This is a genomic window from Kistimonas asteriae (assembly GCF_018263925.1).
In the GTDB taxonomy this organism is placed as follows: domain Bacteria; phylum Pseudomonadota; class Gammaproteobacteria; order Pseudomonadales; family Endozoicomonadaceae; genus Kistimonas; species Kistimonas asteriae.
The window spans coordinates 16,358-33,221 of the sequence record NZ_JAEVHF010000015.1; the positions used below are offsets into that span (position 1 = coordinate 16,358).

Annotated in this window: 16 protein-coding genes; 5 read left to right on the forward strand and 11 right to left on the reverse strand. The window is 54.7% G+C overall.

All coding sequences use genetic code 11. The features are described from left to right. Positions 1-17: 17 nt before the first annotated feature. A complete protein-coding gene (locus KHS78_RS16190; protein ID WP_211829521.1) occupies positions 18-356 on the forward strand; it encodes a hypothetical protein in 339 nt (112 codons plus the stop codon). Between the two features lie 274 nt (positions 357-630). On the opposite strand, the gene nrdG is transcribed toward KHS78_RS16190, so the two are convergent. From nrdG to KHS78_RS16225, 7 genes are all read right to left on the reverse strand, one after another. After that, a complete protein-coding gene (nrdG, locus tag KHS78_RS16195; protein ID WP_211829522.1) occupies positions 631-1,104 on the reverse strand; it encodes an anaerobic ribonucleoside-triphosphate reductase-activating protein in 474 nt (157 codons plus the stop codon). A gap of 68 nt (positions 1,105-1,172) precedes the next feature. Beyond that, the gene (gene nrdD / locus KHS78_RS16200) at positions 1,173-3,314 is read right to left on the reverse strand and encodes an anaerobic ribonucleoside-triphosphate reductase (protein ID WP_211829524.1); all 2,142 of its coding nucleotides are present in this window, start codon (positions 3,312-3,314) and stop codon (positions 1,173-1,175) included. A 394-nt stretch (positions 3,315-3,708) separates the two neighbouring features. Continuing rightward, positions 3,709-5,343: a M14 family metallopeptidase gene (locus KHS78_RS16205; protein WP_211829525.1), complete on the reverse strand. Its 1,635-nt coding sequence runs from the start codon at positions 5,341-5,343 to the stop codon at positions 3,709-3,711. Between the two features lie 36 nt (positions 5,344-5,379). Then, positions 5,380-5,601 carry a hypothetical protein gene (locus KHS78_RS16210; protein WP_211829526.1) on the reverse strand — a complete coding sequence of 74 codons (222 nt, stop codon included), beginning with the start codon at positions 5,599-5,601 and terminating at the stop codon, positions 5,380-5,382. Positions 5,602-5,712: 111 nt separating this feature from the next. Next, entirely contained in the window at positions 5,713-6,444 is a 732-nt protein-coding gene (locus tag KHS78_RS16215) for an anaerobic ribonucleoside-triphosphate reductase activating protein (protein ID WP_211829527.1), read from the reverse strand. Then, entirely contained in the window at positions 6,441-6,647 is a 207-nt protein-coding gene (gene nrdD / locus KHS78_RS16220) for an anaerobic ribonucleoside-triphosphate reductase (protein WP_211829528.1), read from the reverse strand. The genes KHS78_RS16215 and nrdD (KHS78_RS16220) overlap by 4 nt, the downstream gene beginning before the upstream one ends. 38 nt (positions 6,648-6,685) lie before the next feature. After that, positions 6,686-8,722: a ribonucleoside triphosphate reductase gene (locus KHS78_RS16225; RefSeq protein ID WP_211829529.1), complete on the reverse strand. Its 2,037-nt coding sequence runs from the start codon at positions 8,720-8,722 to the stop codon at positions 6,686-6,688. A gap of 262 nt (positions 8,723-8,984) precedes the next feature. Between KHS78_RS16225 and KHS78_RS16230 the strand changes: the two genes are divergently transcribed. The 4 genes from KHS78_RS16230 (at position 8,985) to KHS78_RS16245 (ending at position 13,127) form a co-directional block, all read left to right on the forward strand. Continuing rightward, positions 8,985-9,425 (forward strand): c-type cytochrome, encoded by a 441-nt coding sequence (locus KHS78_RS16230; protein WP_211829530.1) that lies wholly within the window; start codon positions 8,985-8,987, stop codon positions 9,423-9,425. A 12-nt stretch (positions 9,426-9,437) separates the two neighbouring features. Further along, the gene (locus KHS78_RS16235) at positions 9,438-10,826 is read left to right on the forward strand and encodes a cbb3-type cytochrome c oxidase subunit I (protein WP_281417092.1); all 1,389 of its coding nucleotides are present in this window, start codon (positions 9,438-9,440) and stop codon (positions 10,824-10,826) included. 73 nt (positions 10,827-10,899) lie between these two features. After that, the gene (locus tag KHS78_RS16240; protein WP_211829531.1) at positions 10,900-12,732 is read left to right on the forward strand and encodes a nitric oxide reductase activation protein NorD; all 1,833 of its coding nucleotides are present in this window, start codon (positions 10,900-10,902) and stop codon (positions 12,730-12,732) included. A 17-nt stretch (positions 12,733-12,749) separates the two neighbouring features. Then, positions 12,750-13,127: a SirB2 family protein gene (locus tag KHS78_RS16245; protein WP_211829532.1), complete on the forward strand. Its 378-nt coding sequence runs from the start codon at positions 12,750-12,752 to the stop codon at positions 13,125-13,127. A gap of 57 nt (positions 13,128-13,184) precedes the next feature. Here the strand turns inward: KHS78_RS16245 and KHS78_RS16250 are convergent, their stop codons facing one another. From KHS78_RS16250 to cobA, 4 genes are all read right to left on the reverse strand, one after another. After that, on the reverse strand, positions 13,185-13,382 hold the full coding sequence (locus KHS78_RS16250) for a hypothetical protein (protein ID WP_211829533.1): 198 nt from the start codon (positions 13,380-13,382) through the stop codon (positions 13,185-13,187). Positions 13,383-13,584: 202 nt separating this feature from the next. Further along, complete coding sequence (locus KHS78_RS16255) at positions 13,585-14,268, reverse strand: Crp/Fnr family transcriptional regulator (RefSeq protein ID WP_211829534.1); 684 nt, start codon at positions 14,266-14,268, stop codon at positions 13,585-13,587. Between the two features lie 129 nt (positions 14,269-14,397). After that, positions 14,398-15,981, reverse strand: coding sequence for a cytochrome D1 domain-containing protein (locus tag KHS78_RS16260; RefSeq protein ID WP_246506584.1), 1,584 nt, complete (start codon positions 15,979-15,981; stop codon positions 14,398-14,400). Between the two features lie 42 nt (positions 15,982-16,023). After that, entirely contained in the window at positions 16,024-16,854 is an 831-nt protein-coding gene (gene cobA, locus KHS78_RS16265; RefSeq protein ID WP_246506586.1) for a uroporphyrinogen-III C-methyltransferase, read from the reverse strand. Between the last annotated feature and the right edge of the window lie 10 nt (positions 16,855-16,864).

Genomic DNA, 16,864 nt, shown 5'->3' on the forward strand with positions numbered 1-16,864 from the left:
GGGCCAGGGAGGGAGGTATGAACAAGCAGGGGATGCGACCGGCGGTTGTCGCCTGGTCGCTGTATCTAATGAATCTGTTGCTGTTACCCGGTGTGGCGTTTATTGGTCTGCTCTGGTGCGGGTATCGCCACTGTCGTCATGAAGCGTTTCAGGTGCGTCGCCATCTCCAGTGTGCTGTTGGCCTGAGTCTGGCCGCCGGCGTCTTGCTGATCATCATACCGCTGGTCATTGTGTTGGGTTTCGGTACAGGCGCCACCGTGGTGATGTCGCTACTGGTTTATATCGTCACCGCCCATGCCTGTTGTGTCCTGCCAGGTATTGTCGGATTGGCAAAGGCCATGGCAATGAATGACTGACTAAAAGCGCATCAGTGGCGGACTAGCGCATTGCAGCATGCAAAAGCAGAATCGCTATAACTACCGAGTTAATCTCTGTTTTGCTGCAGGCTTGGCCTGGTCGCAACGGTTGTGATCGCAGATTTCAGCGAGAGATTTCCTGATTATAGAGCGGCGGGTCCGGGGGCGCCTTCGAGTCGAAGAGTAATGTACTGACATCGTTCGATAAGGTGGCAGTCGGAGAGGGGAGGTAACGTCGCATCGGTTATTGATGAATACCGTTGGCTGTCGGGTATCAGTCCCGGCTATGCAGAGGGATTACCCGCTGATTACTGCTGCCGCGCCAGGCCAGTGACAGGTCTCGCTTTTCCAGCTCAAACTTCCCGTCAACCAGTACGTCAATATACGAAATAATCTTCCGTTGTTTCTCTTTCAGGGTTTCCAGGGTATACCCGGTCCATAGCCAGATATCTTTGTCCGGATACGTGTCTTTTACCCGCTTCACCAGTCTCAGAATACAGTCAAGATTGCCGGGGAACAGTGGGTCCCCACCGGAGAGGGAGAGTCCGTTACGGTGAATGCGTGTATCACCGAGATCCCGGATAATCTGATCTTCCATCGCCTGAGTGAATGGGTGGCCAGAAGCCGCATCCCAACTGCTGGAATTGTGGCAGCCTTTGCAGAAATGCTCGCAACCACTGACAAACAGTGTGCAGCGGGTGCCGACGCCATTGACGACATCGATCGGGTAATACTGAAGGTAATTCATGGACGGTTCCGGAGGTGTCAGCCGGTTCTGTATCAACAGAACCGGCACTGATCTCATGCCTGTTTTAATTACAGGTGTTTTACACGACGAACCACTTCTTCCTGCTTGCCTCGGATGAAGGGGCGGCTGTTGGGTTGCCCCAGATAACCGCAGACCCGGCGGGTCACTGACATTTTGTCAGAGTTGCGGTTTTTGCACTGGGGGCATTCGAAACCACGGTTGGTGGCATTGAACTCGCCCTCGAAGCCACAGGCGTAGCAGGAGTCATTGGGGGTATTGGTGCCGTAGTAGGGTACCCGGTCATAAGTGTAGTCCCAGACATTTTCCAGGGCTTTCAGGTTATGGGTCATGTTCGGGTATTCGCCATAACAGATGAAGCCGCCGGAAGCATGCTGCGGGTAGACCTGTTCGAAGTCCACCTTGTCATAGGGCGTGACTTTCTTCTCAACATCCAGGTGGAAAGAGTTGGTGTAATACCCTTTCACGGTGACGCCTTCGATCACGCCAAATGCTTTTTCATCCAGTCTGCAGAAACGGTCGCACAGGCTTTCGCTGGGGGTTGAGTAAAGGCTGAAACCGTAACCGGTCTCGGCTTTCCAGCGGTTCACTGCATTGCGTAGATATTCGACAATGGCAACGCCTTTCTGGCGTAGCTCTTCAGAATCGTATATATCGCCTTTGCCATACAGGGCATTGATGGTCTCGTGAATACCAATGTAACCCAGAGAAATAGACGCACGGCCATTCTTGAAGATATCACTGACCTTGTCGTCCGGCTTCAGGCGCACGCCACAGGCACCTTCAACATAGAGAATCGGTGCGACGCTGGCACGGACATGGTCAAGACGCTCAATACGGGTCATAAGGGCTTCGCGGGCCAGCTCAAGGCGCTGATCCAGCAGGCGGAAGAAGGCAGACTCCTTCTCACTGTCATCCGCACCACTTTGGACGGTTTCAATGGCAATACGGGGCAGGTTCAGGGAGACAACGCCCAGGTTGTTGCGGCCGTCGTGTACGAGCTTGCCATCTTCTTCGTAGGTGTTCAGGAATGAACGACAGCCCATCGGGGTCTTGAAACTGCCGGTGACTTCGACCAGCTTGTCGTAGTTCAGAATATCCGGGTACATCCGCTTGCTGGCACATTCCAGGGCTAGTTGCTTAATATCGTAGTTCGGATCTTCGGGGGCAAAGTTAACACCTTTGCGAATACCAAATACCAGCTTGGGAAAGACCGGGGTTTTCTTGTTACGACCCAGACCGCGAATCCGGTTTTTCAGAATGGATTTCTGTACCAGACGCTCTTCCCAGCTGGTGCCGAGGCCAAAGCCGAAGGTGACAAACGGCGTCTGTCCGTTAGCGGTATGCAGGGTATTGACCTCGTACTCCAGCGCCTGGTAGGCGTCGTAGCAATCTTTCTCGGTCATTTCCATGGCGTATTCGCGGGCCTTGGCTTCGTCGCCAATCCACCGCATACCCTGAGTCAGGTGTTTGTCGTAGGTCTTGCGTACGTAAGGCGCGTGAATCCGGTCAATCTCGTTGATGCTGGTACCGCCATAAATATGGCTGGACACCTGGGCGATGATCTGGGCGGTTATCGCTGCTGCCGTGGTGATGGATTTCGGCGTTTCAATTTCCGCATTGCCCATGCGGAACCCGTTGGTCATCATGCCTTCGATATCGATCAGCATGCAGTTGAACATGGGAAAGAACGGCGCGTAATCCAGATCGTGGTAGTGGATGTCGCCCCGGTCATGGGCCGCACTGATATGGGCGGGCAGCAGATGCTGCTTGGCGTAATGTTTAGCAACAACGCCGGCCAGAAGATCCCGCTGGGTAGGGATGATCTTGCTGTCCTTGTTGGCATTTTCGTTCATCAACTGTTCGTTATCCTGGTTGATGATGCTCAGGATATCGCGGCCCAGGGCATTGCGGGACTCGCGCTCGATATCGCGGGTCTGGCGGTATTCGATGTATTTGCGCGCCGCATTCGGGTACTGGCTGCGCATCAGCAGATCTTCCACCAGGTTCTGGATATCATAGATATCGACCACGGCCTGGTCGGCAACGCTCTGTTCGATCTCCCGGGCCACCTGCTCGGCGAAGGTATCGTCTCTGACATGGGCATCGTTCAATGCACTTGCCACGGCCTTGACTATACGTGGTGCGTCGAAAGGCTTGCGTGAACCATCGCGCTTGATGATGTCAGTCATGCGGGGCATCTCCGGGAGTCAGCAGGTAAACAGTCGTTATTGTGTATCCGTATAATCCCTCAAATGGTGTTTGTCTTGGGGGCGGAACACTATATGTAGTATTTGGGCGGCGGTATGTTCTCTGAAAGGACTGATATCTTCAATATTGACAAAACGAAAAACGACTGTGGTTTGTCAGTGTGGACGGTCAGGAGTCAGTTGTTACTTTCGCGTTGCGCCTTGTCGAGTAGCGGCATGGGGGAAATGGGCTAACAGGAAAACGACATTTGTAGGTATTTGCCGAAGCGTGGTGGTCAGGCACGGTCTGTGGTTGGAAATAATACGGCAATTGCCATGTCTATGGAGACGTCGACAGATTGCCATCCATGGCTGTCTGACAAACGTTCAGTTCTCTTTAGGAAGGGATCACGCCGATAGGGTAAAGATACCGGTTGGCATCAATATAAGGTGTGTGTTCAAAAAACCACATCAACCGCGCATTGGGATCGTTAGCGAAGGTTTTGTCAGACTTCAGCTTCGCCTTGAAAGCGGCCTCAAGTTTGGGATCCTGCTTAAGCATGGCGCGGGCCATGGGTTCCATCACATAGCGTTCTGGCTCTTCGCCAGTGGTCATCATGCTGTTAAAGAAACCCCATTGCAGGAATGAGTCCGGACTCCTGGGTTCCAGTAGGTTCATGGCCAGGGTGCCGAGACGCTGGTCGGTGAAGACTTCCACGGAGCCTGCAGGGTATGTGACACGGCGCTTCACCGGTACCGGTGTACCGGTGATCAGCAACCGGCCTTCGTAGCCTGGCAACTTGGCACCGCCAGCACGATCCGGTTCGAAACCCACTCCCAGTCGTATGTCTTTCATCCGGTAGACGGTGACATTGAGCGTAGTAGGCTGCTTGAACACCGTCATATTGATACCGTGTTCCTTAAGGCGTTTGATGATGGATTGCCACTGGACAGGGATCACGTAAGCCTTGGGGCGTTTGATGATCAGGTCGGGCTCTGTCATGCCGGTCAGTGGCACGGTATAGGTTTTGGGTTTGTTACTCCAGATCACCACATCATCACCCGTAATCGGTGATTTTTCTGTTTCGTAGGTGACGCCCTTGAATTCAACGTCGGGAACCTTCTCGGGTGCCTTCCAGGTCAGTACTGTTCTGGCAGGGCGCATGGCGTGGTCTTTTTCTGCCGCATTTTTCAACCCTTTTGGATCCGCCGCCACACTCTCCAGTATCGATTTGTAGAGCACATAATTACCCAGTACCTGTTGTTTATAGGGTTTCAGTGCGTGCAATTCGACCAGGATGCTTGGAATGCCACGGATATCCCCATACTGGTTCGAGAATCGCGCCAGATCACTTGAATACGGGTAGTAGCCTTTCGTGATATCGCTGTTGTCATTGGCGCTGATACAGACATTGGGAATATGGCCCATGGCCTTCAGATCTTTGTAGACCTTCGGGGTCATGGACTTGTCCATCCATGCCTTGGCCGCCGGTGACCAGCCGTTACCGTTATCACAATACGTGACATCGTACTGGTAATTGATACCGTCGGTGGAGTGGACATCCATGAAAAAATCCGGATCCCAGGTTGCCATGACATTGACGACATTGCGGATTTCGGGGCTGTCCAGCTTGGTAAAGTCCCTGTTCAGGTTGAGGTTGTTGGCGTTCAGCCGCCAGCCGGTGACATCCGGCCCGTTCTGGTTGATGCGACTGTAGGCGCTGCGTCGCATATCGCCATCCGGGTTCACTGCCGGGATGAACAACACATTCACTTTTTTGAGCAGGCCTGGGTATTGCTTACCGACAGTCAGGTCTCGCAGGAGCATCAATCCGGCGTCCTTCCCGTTGACTTCGCCCGGGTGAATGCCGGATTCAATCAGTACGGTGGGCTTGCCGCTCTCTTTCAACCCTTTTGGTGTCTTATCTTGACTGGTGGACACCACTGCCATGACCATGTTGCGGCCTTCCGGTGTTTTCTCGTTCAGGTTGATAATCCGGATATCTGACGTCTGGGTCGCCAGTCGTTTCAACCAGTTGACAGTGTCCTGGTAATCACCGGTTTTCTTTTAGTCGGAGGCTTCTGCCTTGGTAATAAAGGGATCACTGGCTGATGCAGTGAATCGTTCGCTCTTACCTTTCCAGGGTATGTCTGGCGGTAGAATGCGGTGTTTAGCGGCCTCTGAATACGCTTTGTCGTTAGTGTTGGCGGGAGGGGGCGGAACTGCATGGGAAAGTCGGGAGAGGGAGACCAGCATCAAGAGAGGGAGCAAGCAGATAATGGAACGCATCGTGACCTCCTGAGAGGTACATAAGGAGATAAATCAGGCTGGAAAGTAAAGTTCAATTCAGGCGTGCTGTAAAACGTATGGTGGTCTGAATAGTGGTGTTTTTGAAGGCTGTTAACGGGTACTGAATTCAGGAAACAGTGCATTCAACTCCCGGTAAATAGCCTGTTTTTGTTGTTCATCCAGCCATGACGGGCTGATGTCGGTATTGAAACAATGCTGAGTGCGGCAGTTTTGCAGAACAAAACGACGGACACCTGCCTGATATAACTGCTCTGCCAGGGAGATCAGTTTTTCTGGCGGCAGTAACTGCCAGTGCACAGTGGTTCGTACTTCATGGTTGGTGCCGGAGTCCAGCAGGATATCCAGGCTGCGCCAGCAGGCATCACCGCTCGCAGTACCGGTTATTTCCCGATAATCCTCCGGCAACGCTTTGATGTCGAAACCCACCCAGTCAAGGTGTGCAAGTACCTGCGAAAATCGTGAGGGGGAGGTGCCCGCCGTGTGCATACCGGTCTGGAAGCCCAGAGTCCTGACCGACCTGATCGCCGGTAATAACGCCTTCTGCAGGGTAGGCTCGCCGCCGCTGAAGACCACGGCGTCCAGGAGTCCTCTGCGCTGTTGGAGAAAGTGCTCAACGTCCTGCCAGGATAACTGTTCGTTGGAGCGAGTAGGGAGCAGATGCGTATTCTGACAATACTGGCAGCGCAGGTTGCAGCCCTGAGTAAAAATGACGGCCGATAACGCATCCGGAAAGTCGATGGTCGTCATTGGCGTCAGGCCGCCGACGCGCAACGCGGCGGCCTGATCATTTTCTGAAGTGGCCGGAATGCACGCTGAACTCACTGGACGGCTTCCGCAGAGTGAGCAGTAAGTTGTGTCACGGACGCAGTGGGGCGCTTTTCCTGAAAGTGCAGTCTGTCTTCATGCTCCTGGTGCTTGCCGGGATTGAAGGCCGATACCGGACGGTGGTAACCCATCACCCGGGTCCATACTTCGCACCGTTGGCGTTCACTGTCATCCAGTGTGAGGTTGTTGTCCTGTTTCATGGGTATTTCTCCTGTGGTTCAAGGGTTGTTAATGGTTATCAGGCTTCAGCCAGGGCCTGTTGTTTTCGGATGACCAGTTCATCATCGCACCTGGGGCAGAACTCATGCTCGCCGGACAGATAGCCATGGCGGGGGCAGATGGAAAACGTCGGGGTCACCGTAATGTAGGGCAGGCGGTAGTTTTCCAGGCTGCGACGTACCAGCTTCTTGCAGGCTTCGACCGAAGTGATCCGTTCACTCATGTACAGGTGCAGGACGGTACCACCGGTGTATTTGCACTGGAGTTCATCCTGCAGGTCGAGAGCGGCAAAGGGGTCATCCGTATAGCCGACAGGCAGCTGTGACGAGTTGGTGTAATACGGCTGTTCCGGGGTGCCGGCCTGGAGGATGTCGGGGAACCGTTTGCGATCCTCCTTTGCCAGGCGGTAAGTGGTGCCTTCCGCCGGTGTGGCCTCAAGGTTATAGAGGTGTCCGGTCTCTTCCTGGAAGGCCTGCATCCGTTCACGGATATGGTCCAGCAGAGCGACGGCCATACCATGCCCGGCCGGTGACGTGATGTCATCGGTGTCGTCAGTGAAATTACGGATCATCTCGTTGATGCCGTTCACCCCGATGGTTGAAAAATGGTTGCGCAGTGTGCCCAGGTAACGCTTCGTGTAGGGAAACAGCCCCTCATCGATATGACGCTGAATGACTTTCCGCTTCACCTCCAGGCTCTCTTTCGCCAGTTCCAGCAGTTCATCCAGCCGCTGGTAGAGGGCAGTGCGATCCTTTTTGAACCGATATCCCAGGCGGGCGCAATTGATGGTGACAACGCCGAGCGAACCGGTCTGCTCAGCGGATCCGAACAGGCCATTACCCCGTTTCAGCAGTTCACGCAGATCCAGCTGCAGACGGCAGCACATGGAGCGCACCATGTTCGGGGTCAGGTCGGAGTTCAGAAAGTTCTGGAAATAGGGCAGGCCGTACTTTGCGGTCATTTCGAACAGCAGGTCCGTGTTGGTGCTGTCCCAGTCAAATTCCGGTGTGATGTTGTATGTGGGAATGGGGAATGTGAATACCCGCCCCCTGGCGTCACCGGCCATCATGACTTCGATGTAGGCCCGGTTGATCATCGCCATCTCCTGCTGGAGGTCGCCATAATTGAACGGCATTTCTTCGCCGGCAATGATCGGTATCTGCTCCTTCAGGTCATCCGGGCAGACCCAGTCGAAGGTGATGTTGGTAAACGGTGTCTGGGTACCCCAGCGGGACGGCACATTCAGGTTGTAGATGAATTCCTGAATACACTGTTTGACGGTGTCGTATGATAGCTGGTCTTTCCGGATAAACGGCGCCAGATAAGTATCGAAGGAGCTGAAGGCCTGGGCGCCAGCCCATTCATTTTGAAGGGTGCCGAGAAAGTTCACCATCTGGCCAATGGCGGCGGTCAGGTGTTTGGGCGGCCCGGCCTCGACCCGGCCGGGTACTCCGTTAAGCCCTTCATGCAGCAGGGTGCGCAGGGACCAGCCCGCACAGTAGCCGGATAGCATATCCAGATCGTGGACATGGATGTCGCCTTCCCGGTGAGCTTCACCGATCGCCGGTTCATAGACGTGGCTGAGCCAGTAATTGGCGGTCACTTTACCCGCCACATTTAGTATCAGTCCACCCAATGAGTAGCCCTGGTTGGCGTTGGCCTTGACCCGCCAGTCGCTGCGTTCCAGGTATTCGGACATCGACGTTTCTACATCCAGCAGGGTGCGCCGGTCATCGCGCAGGGTATTGTGTCGTTCCCGGTAGACGATATAGGCGCGAGCCGTCTCAAGGTAACCTTCGGTCGCCAGAACCTGTTCTGCCAGATCCTGAACCTGCTCGACCGTGGGGGTGGCTTCACCCTGAAAGCGGTACCGAATCAGTGTCAGTATTTTGTCACAAATCTTCCCGGCTTCTAGCGCGTTGTATTCGCCAGTGGCTCTTCCTGCCTTCAGGATGGCCTGGCTGATTTTGACGGGGTCAAAGGGTTCCCGGCTGTTGTCGCGTTTCAGAATGCAGGTGGGGGAGTGCTGGATATCCCTATCGGACAGGCCGGGCATGGCGTGCTCCTTTATACGTTCTGTATGTGTTGTGGTATATGCTTCAGTCAAGCACAACATGTTGTGTGTGTAAATATAGACAAGCACAATATGTTGTTTTTCTAAAATTGATTTTGATCAAGGATTTTCAGGTTTTACATGGCAGAAAAGGGTTTTTTTCATGTTGCAGCGGGCTTTTTTCATGACTTGATTATCGTCAAGTGGATTATCGGGCCGCCTCCCTAGAATGGACACGTACAAAAATAATGAGAGGGGGGGGAACATGCCGGAGAAATTTACCAAGGGCATGGCCAGAAACATTTACTACGGGGGAAGTCTGTTCTTCATCCTGTTGTTTCTTGGCCTGACCCTGGACACCACCAGGAAGCTCCCGCAGCGTGATCATCGGGAAAATATCACTGAAGCGGTAGCGAACGGCAAACTGTTATGGGAGGAAAATAACTGTATTGGCTGTCATACGCTGATTGGAGAAGGCGCCTATTTCGCACCGGAACTGGTCAATGTTTATGACCGTCGCGGCGGAGAGGAGGGCTTCAAGGACTTCTTTAAGGGCTGGATGGCAGCACAACCGCTCAATATTCCAGGAAGACGACAGATGCCGCAATTTAACCTGTCTGACAAGGAAGTGGATGATCTGGCGGAGTTCCTGAAATGGTCGTCAGAGATCAATACCAATGGCTGGCCACCGAATATAGAAGGTTGAGGAGAGATTATTATGATGAAATTCTCATCCCAGGCGGTGGCGAAACCGTATTTTGTCTTCGCGCTGATACTCTTTGCCGGGCAGATCCTGTTCGGCCTGCTTATGGGGCTTCAATATGTGGTGGGTGATTTCCTTGCCACGGCCATTCCGTTTAACGTTGCCAGAATGGTGCATACCAACCTGTTGATTGTCTGGCTTCTGTTCGGTTTTATGGGGGCGGCTTACTACCTGGTGCCGGAAGAGGCGGATACCGAGCTGCATAGCCCGAAACTGGCGATAGCCCTGTTCTGGATTTTTGCCGCAGCCGGTGTGCTGACGATTCTTGGTTACCTGTTTGTCCCATACGCGGGACTGGCGAAAATGACAGGGAATCACCTGTTGCCGACGATGGGGCGGGAGTTCCTGGAGCAGCCGACGATTACCAAAATCGGTATAGTCGTGGTCTGTCTGGGGTTCCTCTATAACATCGGCATGACGATTCTCAAAGGACGCAAGACCGTAATCAACATGGTGCTGATTACGGGCCTGATCGGTCTTGCCGTTATGTTCCTGTTCTCCTTCTATAACCCGGAAAATCTGGTGCTGGACAAGTATTTCTGGTGGTGGGTCGTACACCTCTGGGTTGAGGGGGTCTGGGAACTGATCATGGGTTCGATCCTGGCCTTTACCTTGATCAAGGTGACCGGGGTTGACCGGGAAGTGATTGAGAAGTGGTTGTACGTGATCATCGGCATGGCGCTGATCACCGGTATCATTGGCACTGGTCACCATTATTACTGGATCGGCACGCCGGAATACTGGCAGCCCCTGGGCTCGTTCTTCTCGGCCCTTGAACCACTGCCGTTTTTCGCTATGACCTTGTTTGCCTTCAACATGGTTAACCGTCGTCGTCGTGAGCATCCCAACCGGGTGGCTACCCTCTGGGCAATGGGCACCGGGGTGATGGCTTTCCTTGGCGCGGGTGTCTGGGGCTTTCTGCATACCCTCTCACCGGTAAACTACTTCACCCACGGCACTCAACTCACGGCTGCCCACGGGCATATGGCATTCTACGGCGCCTACGCCATGATCGTGATGACCATCATCTCCTACGCCATGCCGATCATGCGTGGCCGGAGTAACGGTAACAGTAACCGGGCCCAGGTGGTGGAAATGTGGGGCTTCTGGCTGATGACCGTGGGCATGGTGTTCATTACCCTGTTTCTGACGGGCGCCGGTGTCGTCCAGATCTGGCTGCAGCGGTTGGCTGAAGATGAAAGTGCGCTGTCGTTTATGGCTACCCAGGATGAACTGGCCATCTTCTATTGGTTGCGTGAAGTTGCGGGGGTTGTCTTCCTGCTGGGTCTGGTCGCCTATTTCGTCAGTTTCTTCGTCAAGGGGGATGAGCGTGTTGTGCAGTAAGTACGGAAGTCGTCGTTGAAGTACTTTGGCCCCGGTTTGCCGGGGCTTTTTTTTCGGCAGAGGGGAATAGCAGATGGAAGAATATGTTGGCAGCCTCTGGCACCGTCTGATTACCCGCAGTGCCAGCCAGGAGTATGCGCAGGCCCGAGTCTGTCTGCAGGACGTTGGACGGTCTGTGGCGACACTGTTCCGTGCGCTGGGCGGTGACAGGGGGCTGAGAATCGAGGCGTCGGCCCCCCGGGATTACCTGACCTGGCGTAGCCTGCTGGCGAGGATAGCCGGTACCGGGCGTCAGGTTAGCCTGGCCTGGCGGGATGACGAAAGCCTGCGCCTGCCGGAAAGCATTGCATTATTCCCTGAACCTGCACAGAACCGGGAGCTCTATCTCTGGCTGGCTGCCTTGGCGTCTAAGCAGCCAAACGGTTTTCGGCACTGGGGCAGGGACAATCAGCAGCATGTGGTTGACCTGTTGCAGCAGTGCCCCGGGTTGCGTCCCCGTTACCAGCGGTTGGTGTCGTCTTATATGGGCCTGAGACCCGATCCCGGGTGGTTGCCTGAAGGTGATGCCAGGCTGGAACGAGCCATTCAACAAGCGTTGCTGGACCCCGGTTCAGTGCAGACATTCCCTGCCAGTAACCGTGCGCCCTGGCCTGTGCTGCTCTGGTTGTATCCGTCTACCGGCGTCAATGCGCCGGTAGCCATGCTGGATGACGACGATACGGTTGACGTGCCGCAGTCAGGGGGGGGCGAAGGGCATAAACGTATTCGAAAGCAGGGGGCGGTCGTTGATGATCCCAATGGAAGGGATGGTCTGCTGCTGTTCCGTCTCGAGAATTTGTTCAGCTGGTCTGAGTACAGCAGTCTTGATCGCACCTGTGATGACAGTGAGGACGAAGATGTCGGTCGGGTAGCGGATGACCTCGATATCATTAGTGTATCCCGCAAACGGCAGGCCGGCGCCTCGCGGCTGAAGTTGGATCTGGACCTGCCGGCTGCGATCAATGATGACCTGCCGCTGGGGGATGGGATCCTGTTGCCTGAATGGGATTTTCGTCGCAACAGTCTGCGTGAGGGGTATTGCCTGCTGCAGCCCATGCTGGATCAGCGGGCCGAACCGATGCCCCTGCCCGGGCGACTGATACCGGTTGTGAAACAGCTGCGGGCCCGGTTTGAAACACTGAAGCCAGAGCGACAATGGCTGCGCCGGCAGCCGGAGGGGGATGAAGTTGACCTGGATGCCTGGCTCGACTTCCAGGCCAGACGACAGCAGGGCGATAACCGTGACGCGGGACTGTATCGGCGATTCAGTCACCAGAATCGGGATCTTTGTTGCCTGTTGCTGGCGGATCTCTCCATGTCGACTGAAGCCTATATCAATAATGATTACCAGGTCATTGATGTCATCCGGGACAGTCTTCTGCTGTTTTCTGAAGCACTGTCAGCGGTGGGCGACCGATTCGCCCTGTATGGCTTCTCGTCGGTTAAGCGTCACCAGGTTCGGTTTAATCTGCTGAAAAATTTCGGTGAAACCTATGATGACCGGGTGAGGGGGCGCCTGCAGTCGTTACGGCCGGGTTATTACACCCGAATGGGAGCGGCGATACGCCAGGCCACGAAGATCCTGATGGACCAGGGCGAATCCCGCCGGTTACTGTTGCTGATCAGTGACGGCAAGCCCAATGATATCGATCACTATGAAGGCCGTTATGGGGTGGAAGATACCCGCATGGCGATCATCGAGGCACGGCAACAGGGGCTGTTACCGTTTTGCATCACGATTGACCAGGAGGCGGAAGCTTATCTGCCCTATCTGTTCGGCAGTGATGGTTTCTCAGTCATTCACCGGCCGGCACAGTTGCCACGGGAATTGCCCCTGTTATACAGTCGTCTGACCGGAGGCTGTTAGCAGGGACTGACACACGCATGTATCTGATCGTTAAACATCTTCATATGACGCTGGCGCTGTTGAGTGTCGGCCTGTTTTCTGTCCGTGCCTGCTGGTCGGTGGCCGGTTCTGCCCGGTTGCAGCAGCGTTGGGTGAGAATAGTACCGCATCTGCTGGATACCCTGTTGCTGGGTTGTGGTGTCTGGTTGGCCTGGCAGTGGTCAGCCTGGGATGTGCCCTGGGTGCAGGCCAAGCTTGCGGCGTTGTTTGTTTATATAGGGCTGGGGATGGTCGCTATCAAGCGAGGGAAAACACCACGTGTACGGGCTGTTGCGGCGCTGATTTCCATTGCTGTTTTTGTCTATATTCTCTCGGTTGCCGTTACTAAAAGTCCATTGCCGTTTATGGGGATGTAGTCAGGCGCCGAACAGGTACTCCCTGCGACAAAAAACACCCGGTTTGCCTGCGGCTGTTTATCGGGGTAACCAGAACACCATGATCAGGCAGAACAGTGAGATGGCGGTAAAGCTGAGCCAGAAGTACTGCTGTCGTCGTGTTTGCCCGGTATGCAGGCTATCCGGTAACGGCATTCCGCACTGTGTACAATGCGTCTCACTCTGTCTGCTCATCGCCCGGCAGTAAAGGCACTGTTTTTCAGAATCTCCTGGCATCCCTGATTCTCCCACTCAGTATGGATGGCCATTTCATGATTGTTGATTCTGAACGCAGGCTCAACCGCTGGGAATGGTTAAACCTGATTGTAATCAAGGTTTAACCGGCGGGATGCCGGGATAATTTTCCTGTGCCACTATCGGGTTATATTGGGAGCCTCTGCCACAATAGATATGGTCGTGTGACAGGAGGGAAAAGGGATTATTCGTAATGCAGCAATCGTTCCGGATCCAGAACGGTCACATGCCGGCCATCGACAGCGATGATTTCATCATCACATAATTTACGCATGATTCTGGAGAAGGTTTCCGGCTGGATCGACAGGCGAGCGGCAATCAGGCGTTTGGGTATATTCAGTTCAATTTCCGGGCGTTCGGTCAGGTTGTTGGTCAGGCTTTCTATCAGGTAACGGACGACACGGTGGGTGGTGTTTTTCAGGGACAGGGTTTCGATTTCATTAATACGCTGATGCAGTCGTATGCTGAGTTTTCCCAGCAGGGCGATGGACAATCTGCTGTTCTGATTCAGCAGTCGCAGATAGGTGCTGTTGGAAAAGGAAAAAAGCTGGGCTGAAGTAATGGCCTGGGCACTGACCAGGTACTGGCTTTTTTCCATGAACATGATGGCTTCGGCAAAGGTTTCATGCTGACTGATCACTTCCAGTACTTTTTCATTCCCATCCGGTGATATGCGATACAGTTTGACGGTGCCGTCAATCAGAAAATAAAAGTGCCCGCCAGGGTCACCTTGACGAAACAGCAGCTCTTCCCGTTCGAGGTGAATAAGCTGCGTGTCCTGTAACAGGATGGCCAGCTCTTCATCGCTGAATGATGAAAACAGGTGATGCTGATGCAGAAGGCTGGCGTGAACGCGCTGCAGTTCCATGACGTTTCCCCCGCAGGAGGCCGGTTACCGGCCTCCGGTTTTATCGGGGGATTCGGCCTGACCCCCGATACTGTTATTTGTTATCGGGAGCCAGTGTAGGGAATGCGACGGGAGAAGTGAACTCTGATTTCAGTGGCTGGTCCCCCGCGAATAACTGATCTTGTTCCAGACATTGTACTTTCCGGAGGGTTTCTTCATGGGCAATCGCTTGATTTCTTTCAGGGTGTTGGCGTCGTAGACAATCAGGGCACCGTCCATATCCCAGACACTAAGCAGGACGTAGCGGCCGTCTTTGGTGAACTCGACATGGGCTGCATTCTTACCTGGCATGGGTCGCAGGGTTTTGACAATATCCAGGGTCTTCTTGTCAATCACATGAACGGCGTCGTTTTTGGGGCCGAAGAAAACATCGGTCCAGGCGTAGGGGGTTTGCTCATGACTGCGCATGAAAAATCCTGGCCCCAGGGTTTCGATGGTTTTGATCACCGTCCAGTCGGCCATATCAATGACGCTGACCATTCCTTTGCTGATGTTGGGTGAAGCCATGACCTCGCGTCCCTGGTAATCCCAGGTGATGCCGGAACCCAGGTGCGGCATGCCTGCCATGGGGATTTCCGCGATTTCACGGCGGACGTCCAGGTTGACTACCATGCCCCGGCTCTTGCCGCTGTCGCGGCTGGTGCCGATCAGGTGCCGGTAATCCGGGTCAAAGAAGAAATCATCCAGGTAGTCCCGGGTAACAATGCGGCGGATCGGGAACTGTGTTTTCAATGCGTTGCCTTCCCCGGATTCCTGCCGGTAGTCGTGCACCCAACTGGCATAGTCACTGACCGGTACTTCGTGGTAGGGAATTTCCCAGACTTCCTTTATATCTTTCATGGCGGCAATAAACGAACCCCGGGGCGGGGCGGTATAGACGGCGCTGACCCGGCTGGTCTGGCCGTTTTCGCCACGAGCTTCAATAGTTTTCAGTGGCTTCAGCTCCCGGGCATCCAACAGCACCAGGTTATGGGGAAGGTAGTTGGCGGCCATCAGGAAACGGCCGTCGTGGGATATGGCCAGGTTGCGGGTATTAATCCCCGCCCGTATTTCTGCGACCACCTGCAGGCTGTAGAGGTCGTACTGGGTGATCCAACCATCGCGGGAGGCAAAATAGACAAACCGGCCGTCCGGTGAGTATTTGGGGCCACCGTGCAGGGCGTAACGGCTGGGGAAACGGTGGATCGGCTTAAACCGGTCGCCGTCCAGCAAGGTAACATGGTGGTCGCCCAATTCGACCACCACAAACAGGTTCATCATGTCCGCTTTGTAGACTGGCTTTTCCGGCAGCTGATCCATCGGGACAGGAACGGTATGGCTTGCCTTGATGTCATTTAACGTCCAGTCAGGCTGCTCTTTCGGTGGCGTATAGAGGTAGTCGGTCAGTGCGGTGATCTGTGGTGGCGTCAGCGTCTTTTCAAAAGCCGGCATCTGGGTAGCGGAACGTCCCTGAGTAATGGTCTGGATGGCTTTTTTCTTATTCAGGCGGGAGAGATTGCCGGGCAGCAGGGCGGGTCCCATTCTCCCCAGTCGGTCGTTGCCATGGCACGAGCCACAATGTTGTTCATAGAGTGTGATTGTCGATGTTGGTTCAGCATCAGCGGTTGCCTCGGTCTGCGGAGCGATACTGAACAGCAGCACGCCCGCAAGGCCTAACGGCCAGATACTCTTCATAGGTTCCCCCTTGGTGCGACGGATGGTCTGTCACACGACCGTTCAGGCGGCACAGCCCTGTTGGTTGTTATTACCGGATGCCAGTCTTGCCGGAAACGCCAGCGAATGTTCCCGGAACAGATCCACGACCTTGCCGATCACCAGCAGGGCCGGGGGTTCAATTTGTTCTTTGCGGGCCAGTTCCGGCAGCGTTTCCAGTGTTCCGCGGCAGACGCTCTGGGCAATGGTGGCGCCCTGTTGAATGAGGGCAGCCGGTGTCTCGGCAGGCAGCCCGTGACGGATCAGCTGCCGGCTGATAACCGGCAGGCTTTTGAGTCCCATGTAAAACACCAGGGTGTGCTGACTCTCGGCCAGGCTGGACCAGGACAGTTCCAGCTCGCCCTGCTTCAGGTGGCCAGTGATAAAGGTGCAGCCGTGTGCCAGATCCCTGTGGGTCAGCGGAATCCCTGCATATGTGGTGCAACCGGATGCGGCGGTGATTCCGGGCACCACCTGACAGGCGATGTTGCAGGACAGCAGGTGGTCAACTTCTTCACCACCCCGGCCAAAGATAAAGGAGTCTCCGCCTTTTAACCGGATGACCCGCTTGCCTGCTTGTGCCAGCTTGACCAGCAGACGGTTGATGTCGGGTTGTGGCAGGGTATGTTGATCCACTCGCTTACCGACATAAATGGTTTCAGTACCCGTCGGAACGAGTGCCATGATGCTGTCGCTGACCAGTCGGTCGTACACAATCACATCGGCATTTTGCAGTAGACGGTAGGCTCGCAGGGTCAGCAGCTCCGGATCCCCGGGGCCGGCACCTACCAGCGCGACTTCACCGGGGAGCAGTGCTGTGGATTGCGAAGAGCCAGGGGGGGCTATTGTTGTCATTATATTGTCT